The organism is Janthinobacterium sp. JC611, assembly GCF_018682595.1.
Lineage (GTDB): Bacteria > Pseudomonadota > Gammaproteobacteria > Burkholderiales > Burkholderiaceae_D > Janthinobacterium.
Window position 1 is genome coordinate 84,607 of the sequence record NZ_JAFLJN010000014.1, and the last position, 23,276, is coordinate 107,882.

25 protein-coding genes are annotated in these 23,276 nt (G+C 54.7%); 15 read left to right on the top strand and 10 right to left on the bottom strand.

Annotated elements, in window-relative coordinates:
* The first annotated feature begins 3 nt into the window (after positions 1-3).
* The 7 genes from J0O65_RS09650 (at position 4) to J0O65_RS09680 (ending at position 6,699) form a co-directional block, all read left to right on the top strand.
* Positions 4-1,149, top strand: a complete 1,146-nt coding sequence (locus J0O65_RS09650; protein WP_215406256.1) for a zonular occludens toxin domain-containing protein — start codon at positions 4-6, stop codon at positions 1,147-1,149.
* On the top strand, positions 1,146-2,468 hold the full coding sequence (locus J0O65_RS09655) for a type II secretion system protein GspD (RefSeq protein WP_215406258.1): 1,323 nt from the start codon (positions 1,146-1,148) through the stop codon (positions 2,466-2,468). The genes J0O65_RS09650 and J0O65_RS09655 overlap by 4 nt, the downstream gene beginning before the upstream one ends.
* A gap of 237 nt (positions 2,469-2,705) precedes the next feature.
* Entirely contained in the window at positions 2,706-2,975 is a 270-nt protein-coding gene (locus tag J0O65_RS09660; RefSeq protein ID WP_139248417.1) for a hypothetical protein, read from the top strand.
* A gap of 218 nt (positions 2,976-3,193) precedes the next feature.
* Entirely contained in the window at positions 3,194-4,096 is a 903-nt protein-coding gene (locus J0O65_RS09665; RefSeq protein WP_215406260.1) for a rolling circle replication-associated protein, read from the top strand.
* A gap of 92 nt (positions 4,097-4,188) precedes the next feature.
* Entirely contained in the window at positions 4,189-5,019 is an 831-nt protein-coding gene (locus J0O65_RS09670) for a tyrosine-type recombinase/integrase (protein ID WP_215406262.1), read from the top strand.
* A 128-nt stretch (positions 5,020-5,147) separates the two neighbouring features.
* Entirely contained in the window at positions 5,148-6,236 is a 1,089-nt protein-coding gene (locus J0O65_RS09675) for an ImmA/IrrE family metallo-endopeptidase (RefSeq protein ID WP_251373623.1), read from the top strand.
* Positions 6,223-6,699 carry a DUF4411 family protein gene (locus J0O65_RS09680; protein WP_215406266.1) on the top strand — a complete coding sequence of 159 codons (477 nt, stop codon included), beginning with the start codon at positions 6,223-6,225 and terminating at the stop codon, positions 6,697-6,699. Before J0O65_RS09675 ends, J0O65_RS09680 begins: the two co-directional genes overlap by 14 nt.
* Before the next feature lie 204 nt (positions 6,700-6,903).
* Here J0O65_RS09680 and J0O65_RS09685 read toward each other — a convergent pair whose 3' ends face one another.
* Positions 6,904-7,911: a phage integrase gene (locus J0O65_RS09685; protein WP_215406268.1), complete on the bottom strand. Its 1,008-nt coding sequence runs from the start codon at positions 7,909-7,911 to the stop codon at positions 6,904-6,906.
* Entirely contained in the window at positions 7,908-8,132 is a 225-nt protein-coding gene (locus J0O65_RS09690; protein ID WP_215406270.1) for a hypothetical protein, read from the bottom strand. The genes J0O65_RS09685 and J0O65_RS09690 overlap by 4 nt, the downstream gene beginning before the upstream one ends.
* Before the next feature lie 5 nt (positions 8,133-8,137).
* On the opposite strand from J0O65_RS09690, the gene J0O65_RS09695 reads away from it, so the two are divergent.
* The 4 genes from J0O65_RS09695 (at position 8,138) to J0O65_RS09710 (ending at position 13,191) form a co-directional block, all read left to right on the top strand.
* Positions 8,138-9,169 carry a type II secretion system protein GspD gene (locus J0O65_RS09695; protein WP_215406272.1) on the top strand — a complete coding sequence of 344 codons (1,032 nt, stop codon included), beginning with the start codon at positions 8,138-8,140 and terminating at the stop codon, positions 9,167-9,169.
* Between the two features lie 381 nt (positions 9,170-9,550).
* Positions 9,551-10,651, top strand: a complete 1,101-nt coding sequence (locus tag J0O65_RS09700; protein WP_215406274.1) for a nucleoid-associated protein — start codon at positions 9,551-9,553, stop codon at positions 10,649-10,651.
* 1 nt (position 10,652) lies between these two features.
* A complete protein-coding gene (locus J0O65_RS09705; protein ID WP_215406276.1) occupies positions 10,653-11,642 on the top strand; it encodes a GTP pyrophosphokinase in 990 nt (329 codons plus the stop codon).
* 661 nt (positions 11,643-12,303) lie between these two features.
* Positions 12,304-13,191 carry an Abi family protein gene (locus J0O65_RS09710; RefSeq protein ID WP_215406278.1) on the top strand — a complete coding sequence of 296 codons (888 nt, stop codon included), beginning with the start codon at positions 12,304-12,306 and terminating at the stop codon, positions 13,189-13,191.
* A 347-nt stretch (positions 13,192-13,538) separates the two neighbouring features.
* On the opposite strand, the gene J0O65_RS09715 is transcribed toward J0O65_RS09710, so the two are convergent.
* A complete protein-coding gene (locus tag J0O65_RS09715; protein ID WP_215406280.1) occupies positions 13,539-14,417 on the bottom strand; it encodes an AraC family transcriptional regulator in 879 nt (292 codons plus the stop codon).
* Between the two features lie 150 nt (positions 14,418-14,567).
* Here J0O65_RS09715 and J0O65_RS09720 point away from each other — a divergent pair, with 150 nt between their 5' ends.
* Both J0O65_RS09720 and J0O65_RS09725 read left to right on the top strand, forming a co-directional pair.
* Positions 14,568-15,038: a nuclear transport factor 2 family protein gene (locus tag J0O65_RS09720; RefSeq protein ID WP_215406282.1), complete on the top strand. Its 471-nt coding sequence runs from the start codon at positions 14,568-14,570 to the stop codon at positions 15,036-15,038.
* 174 nt (positions 15,039-15,212) lie between these two features.
* Positions 15,213-15,548, top strand: coding sequence for an FKBP-type peptidyl-prolyl cis-trans isomerase (locus J0O65_RS09725; RefSeq protein WP_215406284.1), 336 nt, complete (start codon positions 15,213-15,215; stop codon positions 15,546-15,548).
* A gap of 15 nt (positions 15,549-15,563) precedes the next feature.
* Here the strand turns inward: J0O65_RS09725 and J0O65_RS09730 are convergent, their stop codons facing one another.
* Both J0O65_RS09730 and J0O65_RS09735 read right to left on the bottom strand, forming a co-directional pair.
* Positions 15,564-16,040, bottom strand: coding sequence for a DUF2726 domain-containing protein (locus J0O65_RS09730; protein ID WP_215406286.1), 477 nt, complete (start codon positions 16,038-16,040; stop codon positions 15,564-15,566).
* 97 nt (positions 16,041-16,137) lie between these two features.
* On the bottom strand, positions 16,138-16,851 hold the full coding sequence (locus J0O65_RS09735) for a YjjG family noncanonical pyrimidine nucleotidase (protein WP_215406288.1): 714 nt from the start codon (positions 16,849-16,851) through the stop codon (positions 16,138-16,140).
* A gap of 129 nt (positions 16,852-16,980) precedes the next feature.
* Here J0O65_RS09735 and J0O65_RS09740 point away from each other — a divergent pair, with 129 nt between their 5' ends.
* On the top strand, positions 16,981-17,706 hold the full coding sequence (locus J0O65_RS09740; protein ID WP_215406290.1) for a pyridoxine 5'-phosphate synthase: 726 nt from the start codon (positions 16,981-16,983) through the stop codon (positions 17,704-17,706).
* A gap of 109 nt (positions 17,707-17,815) precedes the next feature.
* Here the strand turns inward: J0O65_RS09740 and J0O65_RS09745 are convergent, their stop codons facing one another.
* The 5 genes from J0O65_RS09745 to J0O65_RS09765 all read right to left on the bottom strand — a co-directional run bounded on the left by J0O65_RS09745 (position 17,816) and on the right by J0O65_RS09765 (position 20,997).
* On the bottom strand, positions 17,816-18,208 hold the full coding sequence (locus J0O65_RS09745) for an STY0301 family protein (RefSeq protein WP_215406292.1): 393 nt from the start codon (positions 18,206-18,208) through the stop codon (positions 17,816-17,818).
* On the bottom strand, positions 18,205-18,666 hold the full coding sequence (locus J0O65_RS09750; protein WP_251373624.1) for a BPSL0067 family protein: 462 nt from the start codon (positions 18,664-18,666) through the stop codon (positions 18,205-18,207). Before J0O65_RS09750 ends, J0O65_RS09745 begins: the two co-directional genes overlap by 4 nt.
* A 32-nt stretch (positions 18,667-18,698) precedes the next feature.
* Positions 18,699-19,202 (bottom strand): DUF4265 domain-containing protein, encoded by a 504-nt coding sequence (locus tag J0O65_RS09755; protein WP_251373625.1) that lies wholly within the window; start codon positions 19,200-19,202, stop codon positions 18,699-18,701.
* Between the two features lie 248 nt (positions 19,203-19,450).
* Positions 19,451-20,113, bottom strand: coding sequence for a hypothetical protein (locus tag J0O65_RS09760; protein WP_215406294.1), 663 nt, complete (start codon positions 20,111-20,113; stop codon positions 19,451-19,453).
* Between the two features lie 164 nt (positions 20,114-20,277).
* Positions 20,278-20,997, bottom strand: coding sequence for a Crp/Fnr family transcriptional regulator (locus J0O65_RS09765; RefSeq protein WP_215406647.1), 720 nt, complete (start codon positions 20,995-20,997; stop codon positions 20,278-20,280).
* A gap of 593 nt (positions 20,998-21,590) precedes the next feature.
* On the opposite strand from J0O65_RS09765, the gene J0O65_RS09770 reads away from it, so the two are divergent.
* A complete protein-coding gene (locus J0O65_RS09770) occupies positions 21,591-23,276 on the top strand; it encodes a methyl-accepting chemotaxis protein (RefSeq protein WP_215406296.1) in 1,686 nt (561 codons plus the stop codon).

The window sequence follows — 23,276 nt, forward strand, 5'->3', positions numbered from 1 at the left end:
GATATGGCTGTTTACGCAATTACGGGCAAGCTCGGCAGTGGTAAGGGGAAGGCGGCAATTGATCAGATCAGGCGTTACCTGCGCGACGGTAAAAGGGTGGCGACGAACTGTGACGTTTTCCTTGAGCACTTGATGCCATCGACGGATAAAAGCGTGGTCATACGCGTGCCAGACAAGCCGTCAGCGGTCGATCTGTACATGGTCGGTAGCGGCAATCGGTTTATCCAGTTTGAGCCTATTTTGCAGTATGGCCGCGCTGGTATCACGGCCATTGCACCATCACCTAAGTTGCTGCCGGGATTTGATGAACACCACAATGGTGCGCTCATTCTCGATGAGTGCGGATCCTGGCTCAATACGCGCAATTTTCAGGACAAGGGCAGGGCGGAAATGCTGGAATGGGCCATCCATGCGCGTAAGTATGGTTGGGACATTTTTTTCATTATGCAGAACATCAGTCAGGTCGATAAACAGTTGCGCGAATCGCTGCTTGAATATGTGGTGCGGTTGAATCGTCTTGACCGCATGAAGGTGCCGCTTCTGAGCCCCGCCATTGCGTTTATGACGGCTGGCGCCTCGTCGGGCAGCATGCCCCGCTTGCATATTGGTGTCGTGCGCTTGGGCGCTTCTCCCGATGGGCTGGTGGCGGATCGCTGGTACTTCCGGGGTGATGACTTGAACAATGCCTATAACACCACGCAAGTCTTTTCTGATAGCTACCCCCATGGCACGCATTCCTTGCTGTCGGCATGGCACTTATCTGCCGTGGTGGGTGTTCCTCCCGATTTCATCGGGCCATTGCAGGCTACGCCTGCTGCCTTGTCACTGTTGCGCCGTAGGGCGCTTCCTCCTAAGCCACCACACAAACATATGTCTAAATTTCTATTCTGTTCGCTGCTGTTGGGCGCTGCCCTTGGTGTTTTTGGATACCACTTCGGCGGCTCATTTTTTGCACATGAGGTTGTCCAGAAAAATGAGGAATTTGTTTATTCGAAGACGATTACAGGCGTCGGCTACATGAATCAGGGGCATAAATATATTGTCAGTTTGTCTGACGGGCGCGTGATACAGGCGTTGCGCTTCCGCTTCGTGGATGGCGGCTGGATAGCGCAGATTGAGCCGGACTTGTGGGTGCGAGGTGTCGCATGAAAAAATGGCTCTTGTACCTGTTGCTTTCGCCTTGCTTGGCGATGGCAAATAACCAGCCCATCGCCATCAATTTGTCCTCTGCTCCGCTGGTGGCATTTGCGCAGGCGACGTACAAAAATCTTCTCGAGCGCGATTTTGTGATTGCGCCGGATGCGCTGGCGTTGGATCGCAAAATTTCGGTTTCTGTGCGGTCGCTGACGCCCCAGCAATTGCCTGTTTTTATTGAAGGCGTACTTGCTGATCAGGGTATCTCGTCTGAGTTGCGCGACGGTGTGTACTACCTGCGTGCTGCGCAGTCTTCACGCTTTGCGCAAGCTCCGGTCGTGTCGCCTCCACCTGAGGTCACTACACAAAGCGTGTCGTCGTCTGCTGCAGCCTTGTTTGCGCCGCTGAACAGGCTTAAATCAGATGAGGGATATTTTGACGGTGGGTATGCCAGTGGTGGTGCAGGTAGTACCTCCGGCCGGCGCCGTGATGATGAGTCCGAGGTATACGCGCCGGCTGGCCGTTCGGCTGATTTCTTGGTGCAGGTAGTGGCGGCTGCGTTTGGCCCTCGCAGTGCGGTCGCGGCTGGCAATCAAATTGTGCTTACCGGCAGCCCGGCAGAGTTAAACAAGATGCGTATTCTGCTAGGTGCGCTCGATCAGTTGCCGCGTATGGTTGATGTGTCGGCGTCGTGGGTCGAGGTCACGGATAACGCTAGCTCGGGCCGCGGAATTTCCATCATGGCCAGCGTACTCGGTGCAAAGTTCGGTGCGTCGCTGGGGAGCGTCAATTCGGCGTCTGCGATCAGCTTACGCGGAACAAATTTTCAGCTGGTGATCGATGCGCTCAATACCGATGGCCGTTTCAAACAGGTATCGAACAGCCGGATCGTGGGTGACGACTATCAAAAGATGGTGCTGACGGTGGGCGATGAAACGCCGACGATTGCCAGCACTGGTAAAGACAATTCCGGCAACAGCGTGCAGAACATCGTCTATCGGCCTTCCGGCGTCATTGTCGACGTGCTGCCCAAGATACTCGGTAGCGGAAAAATCAATCTCGCCATCGATGGACAAATTTCCAGTTTTAAGCCAACGGCCAGCGGCGTGACGGGTTCGCCCACGCTGATTAAGCGCCAGGTCAAAACAGCGGTGACGGTGAACGATGGCGAGGTATTGTTGATCGGTGGGCTGAACGATGCTCAAACCGTCGATAGCTCCTCTGGCTTCTCCTTTCTGCCGTCATCTTGGGCCGCTCGATCAGGGACGAAGCTGCATACCGATCTGGTGCTGATCTTGAGCGCGCAAGTTCCGCGTACATCAGAAAAACAGTGACTTGTCACATTAATTCCGGGGTGGCTGCACAAGCGGCCCGAAGGGCAAAATCTTTGAGGGCATATCGAAGTCGGCGTTGGATTTTGGGGTGATGGCATCAGACGGCCCATGCGCATCGGAGCGAGGAGCGACACGTTTTCAAAGTTTTAGCGGGTAGTCCGCTGCCTCGCTTAGTGCCTCGTCGCTGCACGTTGGCCAGTGCAGCCCACTCTGAAAAACCGTTTTGAAAGTATGCACATGAAACAGCTTGAGGATGACAAGATGATTGATCTGCTCGGCCCGATTAAACGCGGCAGGGGGCGTCCGGCAACTGGTGCGGCAAAGACTAGTGCACAGCGGCAAAAAGAGCGTAGGGATCGCTTGCGTGACGATGGCAAGGCATTTTTGACGGTGCATGTGGATGCGCAGGTGCTGGAAGGATTGAAGGCGTATATCCGCTTCAAGGACATTACGCCGGATCAGGTGATAGAGAAATTATTGCGTCAGCAATTGCTGCGCAAACGGTAGCGGAAAGCTTGGTGCCGCTATCTGCGCGCAGCGCGGGTGGCGGCGCGAAGCGCCGCTAAACTTGTATTAGGGACACTTAAGAACACAGCAGTAGAAATCGCAGTTACGGGCAATTGCAGTACAGGATTTAAGACCAGTTTTTGATGGACAAAAAAAAGCCCCAGGCATCTACTAAATGCCCGGGGCCTTCGATAAACCTGCCGTTACAGGAGTACCGAATGACCGAATTAGATTATGAAAACGCTTTAGCGTCAATTGATTTCTCTCCTGTCGAGCCATCTACGCAACATCGCCCCGACTGGTGGGATGACGAAGGAATCAAGAACACATGGAACGACAACTATACGGCCCGTAAGCGCGTTTTTCCGGACGGGCAGTGCGAAGTGACAGTAACCAAGGAACGGCACTTTGTAGGCCCGGCTAGGCTGCTCAAAACGAAAGCCAAACGCGGCGAGTCCGAGAACCGCGAAGCAAACGATGATGATGCTGGCCGCCGTGCGAAAAAGAACGTCAAACACTGCTGCAAACAGATCGGCGCTGATCGCATGGTCACGCTGACGTATCGAGAAAATATGGTGGATCGTGAGACAGCACTCAAGCACTGGAAAGCATTCTGCCGCAAGCTCGGCAAGCACAAGCAATTTCACTATGTCGCAGTCATCGAGGAACAAGAGCGCGGCGCGCTGCACTTCCATGTGGCGGTGGCCGGTCGGCAAATGTATGCGCTCTTGCGCTCGATCTGGCAAAGCGTTTTGGGCCGTGGGCCGAACGGCGAGCAAATGGGGCAAGTCAACGTCCGCGATCCGCATCGCTTCGGCTTTGGTGTCACTGGCGCGCACAAAATTGCCAGCTATATTGCCAAGTACTGCGGCAAGGAAATGCAGTGTAGGGCGCTCGATCAAAAACGCTATTTCCGCTCTAAGGGCATTGTGGTGCCCGAAGTCCACTCTTGGCGCTTGTTGGGTTGCACGTCGATGCTTGGCGCCGCGCAGGCCGCTTTCCGTGCGATTGAAGGGCATTGCATGGACGGATTGCAGACGTGGTGCAACAATGGCCTTGGCGTCGTCTACCTTGCGACTGCTCCGGGTCTACCTGATGTCGTGCATGAGTGTCCGTTTTGAATGTTGTATAGTTTATTTAATGCAACATTTGGAGTTACCTGGCTATGGGAGTTTCGGAGTCGTCGCAGTTGGTTTTTCCGGTGGATGGTGGCATGCAGAAGACTTGGGATGATGCCGTCGCCCGGTGGTTAATCGAGAAGGCTGACAAAGCTTCTTTGAAGTCAGATCAATGCATCATTCGTTGGTTAGATACCCGTCTAGCTGGTCTTCCGATATGCGAGATTACGCGCACTGTAGTCGATTCGCTGACGCACCAAAAAATTGCCTCTGGTGCTGCAAACGGTACAGTTAATCGAATGCTCGCGTTGCTACGCTCTATCCTTATTCGTGCTTCTGTAGATTGGGAGTGGTTGCCAGTAGTGCCTAAGGTTCGGCTTTTGCGTGAACCAGTACGGCGCGTGCGCTACCTTACGAAGGCTCAGGCAGAGTCTTTGTTGTTGCAACTTCCCGCTCACCTTGCTGAGATGACGGCCTTTTCATTGGCGACAGGGCTTCGTAAGAGCAACGTCACTGGACTTTGCTGGTCGCAAGTTGATTTACCCCGTAGAGTTGCATGGATACATCCAGATCAGTCTAAGACTCGAAAGGCTATCGCAGTTCCTCTGAACGTCGATGCCCTTCGTATCGTGTTCTTGCAGATTGGGAAGCATCCTGTACGAGTTTTTAGCTATAAGGGTGAACCTGTGGCGCAGGTTACTACCGCTGCTTGGTATAAGGCTCTCAAGAGGTGTGGGATTGAGGATTTCAGGTGGCATGATTTGCGTCACACGTGGGCTAGCTGGCATGTTCAACACGGCACACCTTTGAACGTTTTGCAGGAACTTGGCGGTTGGGAAAGTGCTCAAATGGTTAGGCGATATGCTCATTTTTCCGCATCTCATCTGGCTTCTTACGCCGACTCACTACCTACCTTAACGCGTTGAGTTAGGCTGTCGTTTGGTGGCATTTTCTTCCAAAAAAAAGAACCCTTGCTCATATATGTATAATCCTTCTTATGGAACGAATATTCATCAACTCGCAGCGACTCACCTGGTGTTGTGCCGACTACGGCATGACGCTGGACGACCTTGCTGCTGAGGTTGGCATTGCTGTCGCGACACTAGAGAAAGTTGCTCTTGGTGAAGTGGGGCTTACCTTCAAGCAGTTGACGAACGTTGCCGAGTATTTTGGGCGTGGGGTGTTGTTCTTCTTGGAAGATGAGCCTGTACGTGCCGAGAGCGTACATACGCCTGCTTTCAGAACACTTGCGAATCAGAAGCCAGAATTGTCGGTGAAGGTTCGAGGCTTAATTGAGCGGGTAGAGAAGCAGAGAGCGGTATTTTTGGCACTAAAAGAAGAGTTGGATGACCCTGACTTGCCTGCATTTGTCCCTCCTGATTTCCCTGCCGCTGACCCCCGTGCCGCAGCTGCCATTGCTCGAAAATGGCTTGGGTTGAGCGACAGGAACGACTTTGACAGTTATCGCGCAGCTATTGAGGACAAGGGTGTCTTGGTTTTTCGAAGTAACGGCTATAACGGTAGGTGGCAGATAGCTAAAGATAGTCCTATTTTGGGCTTTACTTTGTACGATGAAGTTTGTCCCGTCATAGTTGTAAAAAAACTTCAGTGGGAGACTCAGCAGTCGTTTACCCTTATGCATGAACTCGGGCATCTTCTGCTTCATAGAACAAGTTCCATTGATGATGAAGCGGACATGAATTCGCATCAGGGGCACGAACGTGATGCGAACCTGTTTGCAGGTTTAGTGCTAGTGCCGGATGAGTTCTTACTCCGCGTGAACGACAATACGCGGCCAGCAGATGTAGATCAGTACGACGACTGGCTTGACTGGTGTCGGAAAGCTTGGGGTGTAAGTACTGAGGTCGTGCTTCGTCGTCTATTAGACTGTGGACGTCTGCCTCGGCATAATTATGTGGCGTATCGTGCGTGGCGTGCTGCGCTTCACATTGAGCAGAAAGATGGCGGATCGCGTGCTTTTAGGAACAGAGAGCCGAAGCATATTTTCGGTGACCCTTTTGTTCGCACGGTGCTGGGAGCATTAAACGGTCGCTACATCACTCTTGCCAAGGCTAGCCGATATCTCGATGGATTAAAAATTACCGATCTACACCAGTTAGAAAGGCACTATGCTGGTCTTTGATGCCTCTTCTATTATCTATGCATGGGACAACTATCCTGTGAGTCAATTTCCTGGCCTATGGTCATGGATTCGCGACGGAATTAATCAGGGGCACATCCAGATGCCTGCTGTCGCCTTTGCTGAGGTTGAGCACCCAGCGGATGAATGTGCTGGATGGCTAAATGACAGTGGCTTGAATCGCATTGCCATGACGAATGAAATTTTGCTCGATGCCATGCGTATAAAGAGGCTCTTAGGCATACTTGATGATAAGTATGGCAGTGGAGTCGGTGAGAATGACCTGTTTATTATTGCGACTGCCAAGGCGTCGCAGGCGATCTTAGTGTCTGATGAACGAGTACAAGCTGGATTGCCTAAGCTCATGGCAAATTACAAGATTCCAGCTGTTTGCAAGATGCAAGAAGTGCGCGTTGAGTGCATTAGCTTTTTAGAGTTCATCAAGCGATCAGGTGCCGTGTTTTAGGACTGGCTGTACAGAGTGCCTGGTGAAAAAAGTAATTTGAACTGCAGTATAGCGTCGTGAATTCTGTCGAGCATGTGTCTCATAATCCGTTGGTGCCGTGTTCGACTCACGGGAGGCCCACCAGAATTTGCAGTAAAAACAAGGGGTTGCGCGATTGCGTAGCCCCTTTTTTTATCTGGCGTTCATCAAAGGTTCAACAGAAGTTCAACAGAGATTTAGTCGTGCCAGCGGATTGAGGTGGCGGGTCTCTTGTAAGTGTTCGGGTGACAGGTGAGCGTACCGCATCGTCATCGTTAAGCTGTGATGCCCCAAGACTTTTTGCAGGGCTAAGATATTTCCGCCATTCATCATGAAATGGCTCGCAAACGTATGGCGCAAGATATGCGTTAGCTGGCCTACCGACAACTTTAGTTTTGCCTGATTCAGTCCTTCCCGAAATGCGGCATAAGCAGTAGTGAAAAGCCGCTCGCCGTCGCCTGCGTCTTTGTGGTGTGCTTTGAGTGCTTTCTCAAGTTCGTCGGTGATTGGAACCGCTCGCGCCTTGCTCGATTTGGTTTGTACGAACTGAATCAAGCCGTTCCGTATCTGAGTAGCGCGCAGACCTTCTGACTCACCCCAACGCGCACCGGTCGCCAAGCATACTTTTGTGACCAGCGAAACGTGCGCATTTGTAGATTTATCCAGCTGTGCTAGCAGGGTGATGATCTGGTCATGTTCCAGATATGACAGCTCTTTTTCCTGAATCTTGAAGGCGCGCAATTTAGTCAGCGGGTTTTCCTTTTTCCAGTGGCCGAGTCTGATCGTTTCATTGAATACAGCCCTTAGATACGCTTGCTCACGGTTCATTGTGTTAGCAGTGATGCCGGCCGCCATGCGTTTCATCCGATATTCAGCAAATTGGTCGGGTGTAAATTGATCGGCACGCGGATTTCCCATAGCTTCACACATCACCAGCAAGATGCGCTTCCGTCCCGCGCCATCTTTCAGGCCAGAACCGTGGTGCTGGTGCCATACGTCGACGAGATCAGAAACCCTCCGAGCGTCTTTCTTCGGAGGAGCCCATTCTGGCGTTTCTTGCACTCGTGCCTGTATGTGCCGTTCCCACGCTATGGCCTCTGCTTTGCTCGGAAAGGTTTTCTTAAGTCGTTTTCCAGCACGTCCCCCTGGCTGAATATTTACCTGCCAACCTGTTTTTACTGGCTTGATTGTCATGAGTCCATTTTTCGTAGTTGCTTAATTTGCTCCGCAAAACGAGCAGCTTCTTCCTGCGTTAATCCGCCTTCGCTGTATCGGATCACACCGGCCTTAAAAGGGAAGATCTGGCGCCTGTCAATTCCGTGATGAGCTAAGTAATCGTCAACTTCCGCAAGAGACAATTTGGCGATTGTTTCAACTTGCTCGTCGGTTAATGATGAGGGCGCAATGTTGAGCACGCTTCTTGCAAACTTTTGTCGGATTGCTTCTTGCGGTTCATAGAACAAATCGGCATTGTCCTGGTGGCGTGTTCGCGGATCTATGCCCAGGAACGGGGTTTCAGTTAGACCCTGTTGCTTCTTATCTTTCCGAGCTATTATCCTATTTGGTTGAGATGCTGTCGCCGCTGTTCCAGTCCGGCGGCTTCGCGTTGAACCGCAGCATTCGTGCGCCTGCGCATGACAAGATCAATATCAGCGCCGCCGGTCCTGCGTCGCCTATCCCCTCCGGTTCGGCTGCGTCGCTGATTGATCAGGACGCCGACACGTTGATTTTCAATGGCACTGCTAAGGAGATAGCTACGTTGGAAAAGCTGCTGCCGCAGGTTGACGTTGCCGCCGGTGAGGTGATCATTAAAGCGGTGGTGGTCGAGGTCACGACTGGTAAGGCGGACGGCACGGCGTTTTCGTTGGTGGCGAGTGTACTTGGCGGTAAGCTAGGCGTTTCCGTGGGTTCGCCTTCCGCGCTGGCCAACGCAGTGACTATCCGCAGTGCTAACATTGAGGCAGCATTCTCAGCGTTATCGGCTGATTCGCGGTTCAAGGCTGTAAGCACACCTCGCGTGCGCGTCAAGTCCGGCCAGCAGGCCCGTTTAGTGGTTGGCCAGGACGTGCCTACGCTGGGCGCAGTCACAATGCCGCAGGGCAGCGGACAGGCTATTCAATCCATTGAGTACAGGTCGTCCGGTGTAATTCTTGGATTGTTGCCGACTGTGCGGCAGGAAGGTGTGGAGCTTTTAGTGGACCAGCAGATTAGCGACTTTGCCCGCACTGAAACTGGCGTCAACAATTCACCTACGCTTACCAAACGATCCCTTTCCACCACGGTGACGGCCAGCGATGGCGAGTTAATTATGCTTGGTGGTTTGACTCAGGAAAAGACCAGTAGGAGCACGTCCAGGCTATCGTTCTTACCTAAGTTCCTGCAAACGTCGAGCGAGAGCGATGCACGCACAGAGCTACTGTTGCTGTTGCAGGTTTCCAAAATTAGTCCTTAAACACGTGAGGTGACAGGTCTTTTTTTAGCCGCTAAAATTTTTGATTTTTATGGGTCGAGCCTCGAACACTTCACCAAAATTTCTGATTTCATGGGTCGAACCTTGAATACTTCAGCAAATACATGTTCAACTAACAGGTTTGGCGAGGGGGAGCACGGCCGTCGTAGTGGATTGTAGATTTTCACTTCGAGGTTTGACCCAGACTTTTGCCTTTGACTGGTTTGGCCGAGGACAACGCTAAATCTTCCTTGTTGCTGAAGCTAAGACAAGAAAATCATATCGATTTCCAACGGTGGAAATGCGAAGGAAGATGATTCCTAGCATTCTGCTAGACTGCTTGTTTCCAAGTGTTAATAAAACAAGTCGAGTTTAGGAGAAGTCATGGATGGTTCAAACGTTCTGAACAACGCACAGTTCAGCTTTGAAGGGTTAACGATTGAACGCATCATTGTTCATCGTGTCTACGATAGAGGGCCTGACAAGGCACGGCGTGACCCCAAGGTTAGCTCCAACATTATTCGACTTGGGCAGGAGGCACTTGATGCCCTTCAACTGCGTCTTCAGAAAGCTTTGGGAAGCAAGTCCCACGGTATCGAAATGTCGATACACGAGACGACTCCGCCTAGCTTTTTCCAGGTTGCCGCTAGCATGATGGGCGCTACTGAACTTGAGTTTGTTGAAGCATCTAAGATTTTGGCGCTTAGCCTTCATAAATCTCAACTCACCACTAGTTCGCCAGGCGGTATGTTGGCAATTATTGGTGGACGACTTGGCACTGGAGCAAAACCGTTTATCGGCGTTATCAAAGCAGAACCGCAAGACGGATTTAAGGCCAATGAATCTGATGATCAGGTCGATATGGAATATATCGCTGAGCTTGTGCTTACCGGAACTCAACGGCTGTACAAAATTGGATTACTTACCGAACTGGTCAGCGCCTCTGCCGTCGGCGGGCAGTACAGTGCCGCAAATTTTAGGGCATTTTTGTTCGATCACTTGATGACTGCGACGGAAACTCGTGCTGCTGCGGCATTCTTCTATCGAATCTTTTTAGGGATGGATATTCAAGCGTCTGCCAAAAAACTTACGCAAGATTTCTTTGAGTTGACACGTAATTTTATCGATACCAGCCGTCTGGAGAGCGAGAAAAAATTTGAGCTTCACGAGGCTTTGCGTTCTGAGATGCGTAGCCAAGAGGCCACACTTAGCGTTGCCACGTTTGCGGTTCGTCACTTGCCGGATACTGCGCGCCAAGAATACGAAGGATTCATGCAAACTAGAGGCTTCCCGCAGAACTCTGTAAGTAAAGACAATGACTACATTAAGAGCAAGCTGCGGCGCCGTCGTCGTTTCGTCTTTTCAAATGGGATTTTTATCTCAACACCGCCGGAGCGAACTGAGGATTACATGCAGATTGAAGATAGTGGTGAGGAGGGCGTTAGCCTGATCCGTATCAAAGGTGTGTTGCAAGGCCAAGAATGAAATGAATCTCGTGGAATTTCGCACTTATCTTGAGGAAAACCAGGCGGTATTTAATGCTTGGGGGAAATTTGTTGCTCAAGAAATTAGCTGTGCTATCAAGTCTATTGCTGTGAGTAATCCTGCCTTCTATGTCCGAATTCCTGTGGTCCCACGAGTTAAGGAAATAGAGTCGGCTTTGCATAAGGTTGGTCGCAAGGGCTACTCTGATCCAGTGGCTCAAATGACTGATTTGGTTGGAGCAAGGTTCGTTTTTTTGCTAGCGGATCACGTTCACGAGGTCAGCAATGTCGTACTCGGGAATGCTGGTTGGAAAGCGCAAGTTTCGAAGGATATCGCTGATGAAATACGGAAAAATCCAAAGACATTTGATTACCAGTCTCAGCATTTTGAAGTTCGCCCCTTAAAGGATGTTGAAATAGACGGAGTTGTTGTACCTTCGACTGTTTGTTGTGAGGTTCAGGTCAGAACGTTGCTTCAACATGCATATGCTGAATTGGTCCACGACAGCATATACAAGCCTAATGGCGTTGTGCCACCGATGGCTGAGCGACAAGTCGCCAAGAGTATGGCACTCATGGAAACCACAGACGAATTGTTCTGTAAGACGATGGCGCTTCTGGCTGAGGCGGGTCGTCCACGAGATGAAATTTACGAAGATTTACGGCAACTATTTCGCTCTCTCATTGGCGTTGAGTATATGCGTCCAGATTTGAGAAGCAATCTATGTGTTCTTGAAGAATACGGAGAAATGCTGACTCAGGGAGTGGTTGCGGACATCAAGGAATTCATTCAATCTAAAAGCTATTTGGTTCCAAAGATTCAATCTCGATCGGCATCTGTTGGGCTATTTTCTCAGCCGATTGTGCTGTTTGTATATTGGCTAGTAGCAAAGCACGATGTTGACAAAGTCCTTCAGACTTGGCCGTTGCCTGGGTTTTTGCGCGACCTCAATATGGTTCTCAGTGACCTTGATCGTAGCCCAAGTTACTAGTCGGTTTTTTTGCGGGGATCTCGCACATCGTTGCGCATGACCAATTTTGCGGTTTGACGTTTGGACATGCTGGAGTTTTTTTTCTGGTGAATTTCAGCTTTGAACAAGGATTTTAGTATGAAAAATCGTGCTAGGAAAAAGCATCTTGCGATGCGTCGAAAGTTGAGACCGCAGTTCGTGAAGGATACTCTTCGGGGTCTTGCTGAAGCTAAGGCAGGAAAATTGCTCCTCTACCGCTTTATCGATGAGGATCGTGCGTGGCTGGACATGGTGCCGGTCGGCAGGGAGTTTAGATACTAGCGTACATGAAAAAGGGCGATTTGAGGCCCGCGAGGGCTGGAGCGAAGCGGAACCCTTTTCTTGTCATGGGGACATGCAGGAGCGTTTTGGCCGGCCGTCCCGGCCAGCGACGATGTCATCCATCTGCAGGCTGAAAATTTCTTACACTGAGCATCTAGATTTGTAATGCTCTGGAGCTAGTGTCATGAACGCCACAAGCAGAGACTGAGACATTTGTCAAGGGCGCGCCTGGCATCGTTATTGACAGGGCTGTCAATAAGAAGTACACTTGTTTTAACACAGTCGCCACACGTCCTCCTCAACGGGGAGGGTCTTCGAAAGAAGTCGTGCAAAAGGCGACTTTTCTATTTCAGGAAGCTAATTGGCAACATTTTCCAAGACTGCGCAAACCCCGGCCGCTTTACTGGCGAAGCTAATTGCGCAGAAGCTTTCCGTTACCGATCCCAAGCTTGCAGAGCAGTACATCACCTTCATCGGGCACTACCGACTAAAAGGTTACTGGTTCCATTTCATTGATCCGGCTACTAAGGAGTTCAAGGCCGGAACTACCTTCGAGAACATCCGTGACCGATATGAATTCGACCGCGAAATCCGAGCCTTCATTCTTGAGGCTGTTGAGCGTTTGGAGGTTGCCATTCGTAGCTCGCTGTGCAATTTCTTATGCCTTAAGCATTCGCCGCACTGGTATCTGGATACTTTCTTGTTCAAGCCAGGTCGAAAATTTGGTGTTGGTCAAATGCTCTCTAAGATTGAAGGCGAGGTCGCTAGATCAGGGGACAAGCGGTTCATCAAGGCCTATTACAATGAATACGACGATCCATATTTGCCTCCAAGCTGGGCGATGAGCGAGTGTGTGACGCTAGGGATGTGGTCGAAAACTTATCAAATGCTGCGCGATGCCGCAGACAAAAAATCGATAGCCTCAAAATTTGGTATAGGACAGGTTGAAGTCTTTGAGAGCTGGTTACATACCTTGACAGTATTACGTAACATGGCGGCCCATCACGATAGATTTCTTGGACAGAAGCTACGTGTAGCGCCAACGAATCTGAGAGCCAAGCACATCAATTTTGTGGACAATAAATCTGTGTACGCAGCCCTTACTGTTATCCATGTCTTGCTTGTCTCTATTGGATTCAATAGCACTTTTCGTCAACGACTCATCGATTTAGAGGTTAAGTATGGTATGGGGCTGATGCAAGAGCTGGGATTCCCTAACAACTGGCCGAATGGTGCTGCTGGCTGGTAGATAGGTTTTCCTCAGCATCTCGGGGTCAACAAAGGTTCAACTGCATTGTTGTGTAACGGTATTGTAAAGTTATACGATGGTTGCTAAGTCTATGTAAAGTAAGACAAAGTTGAACATAGTTGTATGTCAGTAAGGACTCATAATCCGTTGGTGCCGTGTTCGACTCACGGGAGGCCCACCAGAATTTGCAGCAATAGACGAGCCCCGGCGGGCCACTGCCGGGGCTTTTTTTATGCGCGAAACGGTTACTGCAAGGTATTGTTGTTCGGACAAAGCAAGCCAGCTTAGCCTGACCCTGCCTCCATGACCCTGCCCCCTCGCTAAGACCTTAGCACGGCGCACGCGATTCATCGCTGTAGTACCACAGCGTCCCGAATCGGTGACCTACCGAAAGCCTTTTTGTACTCACGACTGAATTGCGAGGCGCTCATATATCCGCTCGCGAAGGCGGTTTCAGTCACGTTGGCACTACCGGACACAAGTCGTCGTCGCGCATTAAGTAGCCGGATCTGCCGCTGATAGGCGAGCGGGCTGCATGCGGTAACCGCCTTGAAATGCCGGTGGAATGAGGTAATGCTCATTCCAACATGTGACGCAAGCCACTCGACACTCATGGGCTGGTTGGCGTTCGCGCCAATCCAATCTGCCGCCAGCTTGATCTGGCTGAACCTCGCATTGCATTGGCCGACCTGTCGAAGCCTTGCTCCCAGACGGCCCGACAGCAACCGATAATAGAGCTCGCGCTCAAATTGCGCGGCGAGCACGGGAATCTCGGAGGGCGTGTCAAGGAGTCCTAGCAGTCTCCCCAACGGCTCTACGATGCTCTCCTCAACCCGTTCGACTGATATGGCTCCAGAAGGCACACCAGCCTGCCGATCGGCAGAATTTGGTTCGCGCATGTCGAGAAGCAAGCCAGCGACGATGCCCGCATCCAGTTTGAGCTCAATGCTCAGGTAAGGCTTCGTCCTGCTTGCTGTTACCACGGCGCTGACGAAAGGTAACCCGACCGAGGCCACTGCACATGTACCCGCTCCGCAGTCGAACGTGTTCCCACCAATTGTCATTCGCTTGGAACCCTGCAAGAGTAGATAGAACTTCGGTTCAAAGAGAGCCGGTGCCGGGACGGTTGGCGCATCTACCGAGCGGATGATCAGGCCCGCGTGCGCCGATGGCAAGCCGTCAGCGTGACCATGTCGGTTTGCAATGGCGATGAGTTTGCTCAACATAATTCCGTCCTTCCTGGAGGCGCATTCTGACCTACAGACTATAGAGATTGGCAGGATTAGGCAAATAATTGGAGCGATCGGGGATGGCACGCCTTGAAGCACAGGACATAATTCGGAGTGTCGAATTGCGACGAATACCCGGGAGCAAACATGTCAGACCAACAAACGCGCTTGCAGCAATTCTTGGACGAGGCGTCCATTCGTAATACCATTGCCCGTTTCGCCGACAGCGCGACTCGATGCGACTATTCGATGTTCAGAAGCGTATGGGCTGAGGATGGCGAGTTCATCATCGGCAGTGCCCCGCATGGCCAACACTCAAAGGGCAGCGAAAATAACGTCGCTTTGCTGCGGAAGCTGCGCGCAGATAAAGACTTCTTTGTACAATTTGCATTGCCTGGCGTCATCGAAATCAACGGTGATAAAGCAGTCACACGAACTTTCGTGCATGAGGCGGCACGCGGACCCGGCGAGAAGTTCTATCGTAATCATTGCATCGCATTTGATCAATTGCAACGAGCGGGAGTTGACTGGGTCTTTACAGTTCGATCATTCCAATACATCTGGCTCGATACTGGACATTTTGCTGGTACTGGCTTCCCGCTGTTTCCTGACGCATAGAAAGCTTAGGCAAACTCGTTGCATGGGAATGAAGATCCGAAATTAGCAGTTAGTGGCTATGGCTGGGCTTGTGTCTGAATGGCGGACCTGACCCTGTTACCCAGGTAACTGCCGGGGCTTTTTTCGTGCTGTCGTACAATCGCGGCTTGGCGCTTTGATGAAGGATGAAACGAGATGACGGCGGAAGTGAAGATGGACGATATCGTGGTGGGTAATGGCAAGGCGGCTGCGCGCGGCGCGCTGATCACGGCCCACTACCGGGGCTGGCTGGAAGATGGCACGGAGTTTGACTCGTCCCACAAGCGGGGCGAACCTTTCCGCTGTGTGTTGAGCAATAATAAGGTCATCCAGGGCTGGATTCTGGGTTTGCAGGGTATGCAGGTGGGCGGCAAGCGCAAGCTGTGGGTGCCGGCGGCGCTGGCGTATGGGGAGCGGCAGGTGGGCTTGATTCCGCCAAACTCCAATTTGGTCTTCGAGATCGAGTTGCTGGAAGTATTGACGCGCGATTGATACGCGATGGTGTCATCAGGCTGGAACGACGTCGCCCCTTTGCCGCAACAGTTGCTCGACATCGGCGCGCAGCGCCTGCTGGGTGGGGACGTTGGCATAGCGCAAGGTCACATAGCTTGCCAGCCTGAGCATGGCGTCGCGCTCCCTGTCCTGGCGTTCGCGGCCGGCGTGGCTGCGGTCGTCGAGCTCGATGACGGCGATGACGTTCAGTTGCTGGTTGCACAGAACAAAATCGGCCACCTTGCGGTCGAAACGGTTTCTGTTGGCCCATCCTTTCGCCGTCACCAGCGCGGAAAACGCCACTTGCGCCAGCACCGCGCATTCCGGCAAGACTGTCTGCAGCAGCTGGTACATCTGTTGCTCGCGCGTCGTCATGACGGGTTTTCTGTGCAGTCGCAGCGGCGCACGTGACTTCGCGTTCCCGCGCACGGCCAGCATGGCAAAGAACAGGATCAAGGCCGCGATGGCGAGCAGGATGGTGTAGGAAGGCATGGGCTGGCATCAGGAGGGAGGAGTCCTGATGGTACGCGAACAGCGGCGTGTTTTCGTGCCGCTGCCGGCGTATTTCAGGTGGTGCGCTTGTGGAAGATCAAGCCTGATTCAGCTTGACTTGCATCGCGTCCAGCGCCGGCACGATGTCGTGCAGGCTGGCCACTTCACAGGTGGGAATGGCGGCCGAGGCGTTGGCCATGCTGTCCGGGTTGAACCAGCAACTGTCGATGCCGTAGCGGTTGGCGCCGAGGATGTCGGCGTCCAGACGGTCGCCGATGATGATGGTCGTATCCTTGCTGAATGCGCGCGCCATGTTGGCGGCGTATTCGAAGAAGCGCACGTCCGGCTTGGCGTGGCCGCACGCTTCCGAGGTGGCGACGAAGGAAATGTAGTCGCCCAGGCCCGATGCGGCGATGCGGCGGTTCTGGATGGCTTCGACGCCGTTGGTGATGATGCCCACTTCGCCGATACGCGACAGCGTTTCGCACACTTGCTTGGCGCCATCGATGAGCACGACCGTGTCCGGCAGGGATTCCAGATACAGACGGCTGGCCAGTTCCGGGGCGATGGCGATGCCGTTCAGTGCAAACGTCTTGCGGAAGCGCTCCACCTTCAGGAAATCCTTGCTCACGTCGCCCGTCTCAAAACGTTTCCACAGGTCGACGTTGATCGCCTGGTATTGGGAAAACAAGCCGTCGATGCCGTCGCGCAAGCCCAGTTCATGCATGGTGTGCAGGAACGAGCGTTTTTCGGACGCCTTGAAATCGAGCAGGGTATCGTCCAGGTCAAACAGGAATAGCTGGTAGGTCATGGTATGTATTGAATGCGTGGAACTTGTCTTGCATCGTAGCACGTAGCGCTGAGTTCGGTTGGTCATGTCCTGCGTGGGCGATCCGCTACAATCGCTGCCAGACCCATCACCCTCACTGCTTTCCTGCCCATGACCCAGCTCTCCGTCAACGTCAATAAAATCGCCCTGCTGCGCAATTCGCGCGGCCGCAACTTCCCCGACTTGCTCGCGTTTTCCGCGCGCTTTCTCGATCTGGGCGCAGCTGGCATCACCTTGCATCCGCGCCCGGACCAGCGCCATGTGCGCTACGATGATGTTGCCCCGTTGCAGCGCCTGTGCGCGGAGCGGGGACGCGAACTGAATGTGGAGGGCTATCCGGCGGCGGAATTTTTGGCGGTGGTGAAAAGCGCGCGCCCGGCGCAGTGCACCCTGGTGCCCGACATGCCGGGGCAATTGACGTCCGACCACGGTTGGGATATTGAAAAGCACGCGGCGCTGCTGCGTCCCGCCATTGCGCAATTGAATGACCTGGGCATTCGCGTCAGCCTGTTTGTCGATGCCGACTACCCGGCGCTGGAATGGGCATGCGAGGTGGGCGCGCAGCGGGTTGAGCTGTACACGGAGCGGTTTGCCGAGAGTTTTGGCGGTGCGCAGGCCGATGCCGTGTTTGATGCCTATCTGCAGGCGGCGCGGCGGGCCCAGGCGTTGGACCTGGGCGTGAATGCCGGACATGACCTCGACCTGCACAACCTGGCGCGCTTCCTGGACATTCCCGGCATCCTGGAAGTGTCGATCGGCCACGCGCTGGTGGTCGAATGCCTTGAGTTGGGCATGGACAAGGTGCTGGGCCGCTACCTTGAGATATGTCGATCGTAGGGGACGCGGGCGGTGACGCTGGCAGGTGGCGGAATTGGGCTACAGCCCGTTTAACGGAATACGACGATCCGGTGGCGATAGCCGCTTCGCTGAATCCCAGCCGCGTTGACTACTTACACTGAAGCCTGACCATTTTTGGTCGTTGTTGATTGGCTGCGACGCACTTCCTGACGCCTGGCAAAGCCATGCGCAGGTAACGCTCGGTACCCGCATACAGGCAGTCCACCTGAAACAGGTATTGGGGAGCATCGAAGTTGATATTCCAGCGTTGATACAAGGTGCCGTCGCGAGTCCATTCCCTGTCCGGGACCAGGATAGGCAAGGCTTCGCCATCTGCTGGCGGCTGATCCGCCGGGTAGGACAGTACGCGCACGCCGTCAAGTCGGCTACCGGGCAGGTTCCAGCTTGATGGAGCGGCTGGTGGACAAGAAAGGGGGGCTGCGGCAGTTGGCTGCATTGGCGCGGCAGAGATGGCCAATGCCAGCAGTGCGAGCGGCTTCATTCGACCACCGAATAGCGTTCGGGGCGATTCGATGCTCCGGCCGCCGAACGGCCGAAGTAGATCACGCGGGCGCTGGGCTTATGGTTACGCCACTGGTCGAAAATTTCTATGCCGCCAGGCACCTGACGGATGAACAGTGCCGCATGGTTGCCTTGCCGCAGATTCTGATAGCGGCCATTGACGAAGGTGGCAATCAGCGTGCCTTTCGCGATGCCGCCTTGTTCCAGCAGGTCCGGCACTTTGTCGCCTTCGCGCCAAAGCGAAGAGGCACGGGCGCCGGTGAAGTGTCTGGCCAGCGTCACACACTCGCCATTTCCCACGATTTCTTTTTGCTTCGCATAGTCGCCGCGTGCAATGTAGGGCATATCGTTGCTCTCTGTGGTTGACGATGGAGAGAGCGTACGCAAGTCACGGGCAAGCAGTTTGATGTGTGCCAGAGCAATACGGAGCATTGACATGTGTCATGGCCCCGCCTGTCGCACGGGCATGCTTACATACCCACCCACCAGTTGAGCAAGGTTTCATCATCGTCGTCATCGAGGTTGACGTAGATATTGGAGAAGTACCATTCCACGCCCGTCGCCGTGCGGAAGGCATCAAAGGGGCCGTTGACGTTGTAGATGCCGTGGCGCCCCGGCACGCTGAAGGTGAGGTTGCCCTTGTACTGGCCGTCCAGGGTGCCGCCCAGCTGGCTTTGCACATCGCGTTCGAGCTGGTCCACTGCTGCTTGCGGCACGTCGTCGGCGTAGATCTGGATGCAGAAGTTGCCGCCGCGCTTTAAGACTTCGGCGGGGGCGAGCGGGTCGGCGATGCTGATGATGTCGCCGCGCGCCAGGTTCAGGGTCAGGCCTGGCGAAGCCAGCAGTTCGTAGACGTGCTCGTCAATTTGACGCGCAGGCAGGGTTTCATACACGGGACCGCTGGTGTTTTCGCCTGCCAGTACGCGGATGTGCGGCAAGCCTTCGCAATTGATGTCTTCCATTGATTCTTTCATAGTGCCGGCGCCATGTGCTGTGACGTGCGGCAGGGTGCGCCAGCAGGGTTTATTGCAATATTGTACCGGGTACCTGCCAGCTGGCGCGGTACGCAACGGTGCAAATGAGGAGAGGCAATGGAGCATGTGGTGCGGGCTGGTGGCGGCTTCTGTCTGGCCTGCCGCGTCTCAAGAACACGAGATATGCAAAAGGCACGCCGTGGCGTGCCTTGATATTTTGCCTGACGGCTTGGCGTCAGACTGCGCACTTAGAAGCGGTAGCTGGCGCTGATGCGCAGCACCGGGTACGCCTTGAAATCCTTGACCTTGTCGGCCAGTTTTTCGTTTTCAGCGGCCACGTCCGTTTTCAGGGCGGCGCATACCAATGGGTCGCAGCCGGTGTTGCGCAGCGAAGTCTTTGGCGAACCCTGGAACAGCACGCCGATGTCGCTGGAAATGCCCCAGCCAGCTTCTTTCACCGGATTGCCCCAGCCGATGCCGATGTAGGGCGCGACCTTGCGGAAATCGATGGTGCCATCGAGCTGGCCTGCGCTGGCTGCCGTGTAGGTGTTGCCGTTCAGCGTGTAGCTGCCGTTTTTGTTCGGCTTGCCTTTGGCGTCGATTTTATTGCCGTTGTACACGACGCCGGCGCTGACGCGGAAGGCGCCGTCCATGGGGAAGTAGTCGAGCAGGGCGTCGACGGTGCGCAGCTTGAGTTTCAGCTTGTAGTCGACGTCGTCGGTGCTGGAGTCGTAGGAGTAGTTCAGGAAGCCGACGCCAAAACGGGCATTCAGGTTCGATTGCAGCGGGACGCTCAGGTGCGCGCCGACGCCAGTCGTGCCCAGGTCGGCCGAGATGGCCATTTCTGCCTGGGCTTGGCTTGCGCAGAACATGCCGGCCAGCAAAGCGGCGATCAGGTGTTGCTGTTTCATGCTTACGGACTCCAGTTGTTGGTCAAACCACGTGATAAATGTGCCAAGCAGAAACTAAAGTTTCCACTTGGTAATTTCTGCAGGGATGATAGGGGCTGGAATGGCGTAAGGCAAGAATGGCGGTGCAAGGTGTTGCTTTCCTGCCGCAAGACCCTGCACATTTTTCAGTTGTGTGCGCTGATGCCGCTGCGGAACTGTTCGAAACCGGCACGCGCTGCCTTGTAGCAATTGCCGGCGGCCGCTTCCAGGCCTTCGCGGTCCAGCACTTCGACCGTGCCGCGGCGATACTGGATCAAGCCTTCGTCCTGCAATTTGCGCGCCGTGACGGTGACGCTTTCGCGACGCACGCCCAGCATGTTGGCCATGGTGTCTTGCGTCACCTTCAACTCGTTCGACAGCGAACGGTCGAGGCGGTCCAGCAGCCAGCGGCACAGTTTTTGTTCGATGCTGCAATGACGGCCGCCCACCACGTTCTGCGCCATTTGCGCAAACATGGCGCTGGTATAGCGCATCAGCAATTGCGCCAGCGCGCCGCCTTCATTGAACACTTCGCGCAGGAAGGCTGTTTTCAGGCGGTAGCCATAGCCGGCCGTTTGCACGATGGCCGTGCACGTGGCGCGCTCGGCTTCGTACAGCACCACGCCGGCCACGCCTTCGCGGCCGATGACGGCGATTTCCGTGGTGGCGCCGTCTTCCATCACATACAGCAGGGAAACGATGGCGTTGGTGGGGAAGTAGGCGTATTCAATCTTGCCGCCGCAATCGAACAGGTGCTTGCCGGCAGGCAAAGCGACCAGTTCCAGTTGGCAAAACAGGCGCTCCAGATCGGCGCGCGACAAGGCGCGCAGCAATTCGTTCTGTTGCGCGCCCGTGATGCTGATCATGGGCGTGGCGGGCGCCGCTTGCCAGTGGTGCTGGGCGGTGGCGTGGGTATGCGTTGCTGGTGTCAGGTTGCTATAAGCTTTGTACATGGTAGGGCCTCGTCTTCTGATTTTGTTGGATGGCGCTGCTTTTCTGGCTTGCTAGCGTTGTGCTGAATCTTGTATCCACTATAGAACCAGGGGCCGCGCACGGGCATCGGATGAGCCGACGCGCTTATGTAGGCTAGGAACATTGCCTCTTGTCATCCGACTCCTACGCCTGTCGCTGCATTTTTCCCTGTGGACACAATGGTGTCCGGACAAAACAAAAAAATACCGTGCCTGCGAACTTGGCCGCGAACTTTGGCCGCAGGCAGCGATCAAACCACGCTGCGTCGCCATACGACGGTGATAAAATGTTGCATTGCGGAAATTTGACCGGTGTTTCGGGATGGGCTGCTATTCCTGGCTATTGCTGGCTACTCCTGCTCCCCATCACTGATCACTCCCGCCGCAATCTGCGACGCTGGCCTTGGTCGCCTCGCCGCCCGCGCCCTGCCTTTGGGAGCGTGCGGTTGTCTTGTCCCGTTTACCCGTTTAATGAAAGAAAGCAACGCATGAAATGGTTCTTTGATTTGAAAATTGCCACCAAGCTGATCTTGTCGTTTGGCGCCGTGCTCTTGTTGACGGCGGCTTTGGGCGTGTCGGCGATCTTTTCCATGGCGCGCATCAATACCGCGTCGACGGACCTGTCCGCCAACTGGATGCCCAGCGTGCTGGCAGCCATGTCCATGCGCAGCGATGTCAGCGATTTCCGCCGCTGGGAACTGGCGCACATGCTGGCCGCGCAGGATGCCGACATGGTGCAGAACGAAACGCGCATGACGGAAACGCAGGCCAAGCTGAAGGCCGACGGCGACAACTACCGCCGCCTGATTTCCGAACCGGGCGAGAAGGAAGCGTTCGAGCGCTTTCTGGCGCTCAACGATGAATTCATGCGCCTGCATGCAACCATGCTGAGCTTGTCGCGCGAGATGAAAAAGGAAGAGGCGCGCGCCTTGGCTGTGGGGCCGTCGGCCAAGGTCATGACGGACATGATGGCGACCCTCGATAAACTGGTGTCGATTAACACGGACGGCGGCGTGCGTTCGAGCGCCAGCGCCGATGCCACCTATGCGGCCTCGCGTGCCAGCCTGATCGGTTTACTGGTGGGCATCGTCGTCATCGGCATGCTGCTGGCGCTGTGGGTGGCGCGCAGCGTGGCGCGTCCGTTGATCGCGGCCGTCGGGGTGGCGCGGCAGGTGGCGGCCGGCGATCTGACGGCGCATATCGTTGTGCAATCGCAAGACGAAACGGGGCAATTGATGCAGGCCCTGAAAGACATGAATGCCAGCTTGCAAAAGCTGGTGGGCCAGGTGCGCAGCGGCACCGATACCATCGCCACGGCGTCGAGCCAGATTGCCGCCGGCAACCAGGATTTGTCGTCGCGCACGGAGGAGCAGGCCAGTTCACTGGAAGAAACGGCCTCGTCGATGGAAGAGCTGACCTCGACCGTGAAGCAGAATGCGGACAATGCGCGCCAGGCCAACACCATGGCGCTGACCTCGTCGAGCATCGCCATCGAGGGCGGCAAGGTGGTCGGTGAAGTGGTGGGCACGATGGCGTCGATCAATGCCTCGTCGCGCAAGATCGTCGACATCATCGCCGTTATCGACGGCATTGCATTCCAGACCAATATCCTGGCCCTGAACGCAGCCGTCGAGGCGGCGCGCGCAGGCGAGCAGGGGCGTGGCTTTGCCGTCGTGGCCACGGAAGTGCGCAACCTGGCGCAGCGCTCGGCCGCCGCGGCCAAGGATATCAAGGTCCTGATCGGCGATTCGGTCGAGAAAGTCGAGGCGGGATCGAAGCTGGTGGACCAGGCGGGCCGCACGATGGACGACATCGTTGCCAGCATCACCCGCGTGACGGACATCATGAGCGAGATCACGGCCGCCAGCAGCGAGCAGAGCGCCGGTATCGAGCAGGTCAACCAGGCCATCGCCCAGATGGACCAGGTGACGCAGCAAAATGCGGCCCTGGTGGAAGAGGCGGCGGCAGCGGCCGAGTCGATGCAGGAGCAGGCTGCCAGCCTGAGCGCCGTGGTCAGCATTTTCAAGCTCGACGCGGCCAGTACCGTTGCAACCCGGCCGCGCGCGCCTGTCGCCGCCAAGACGCCGGCAAGCGCGGCGCCGGCGGCGGCGCCGCGTCAACTGGCTGGCACGGCGCGTCGCGCGGCGCCAGTGGATGAGTGGGAAAGCTTTTAA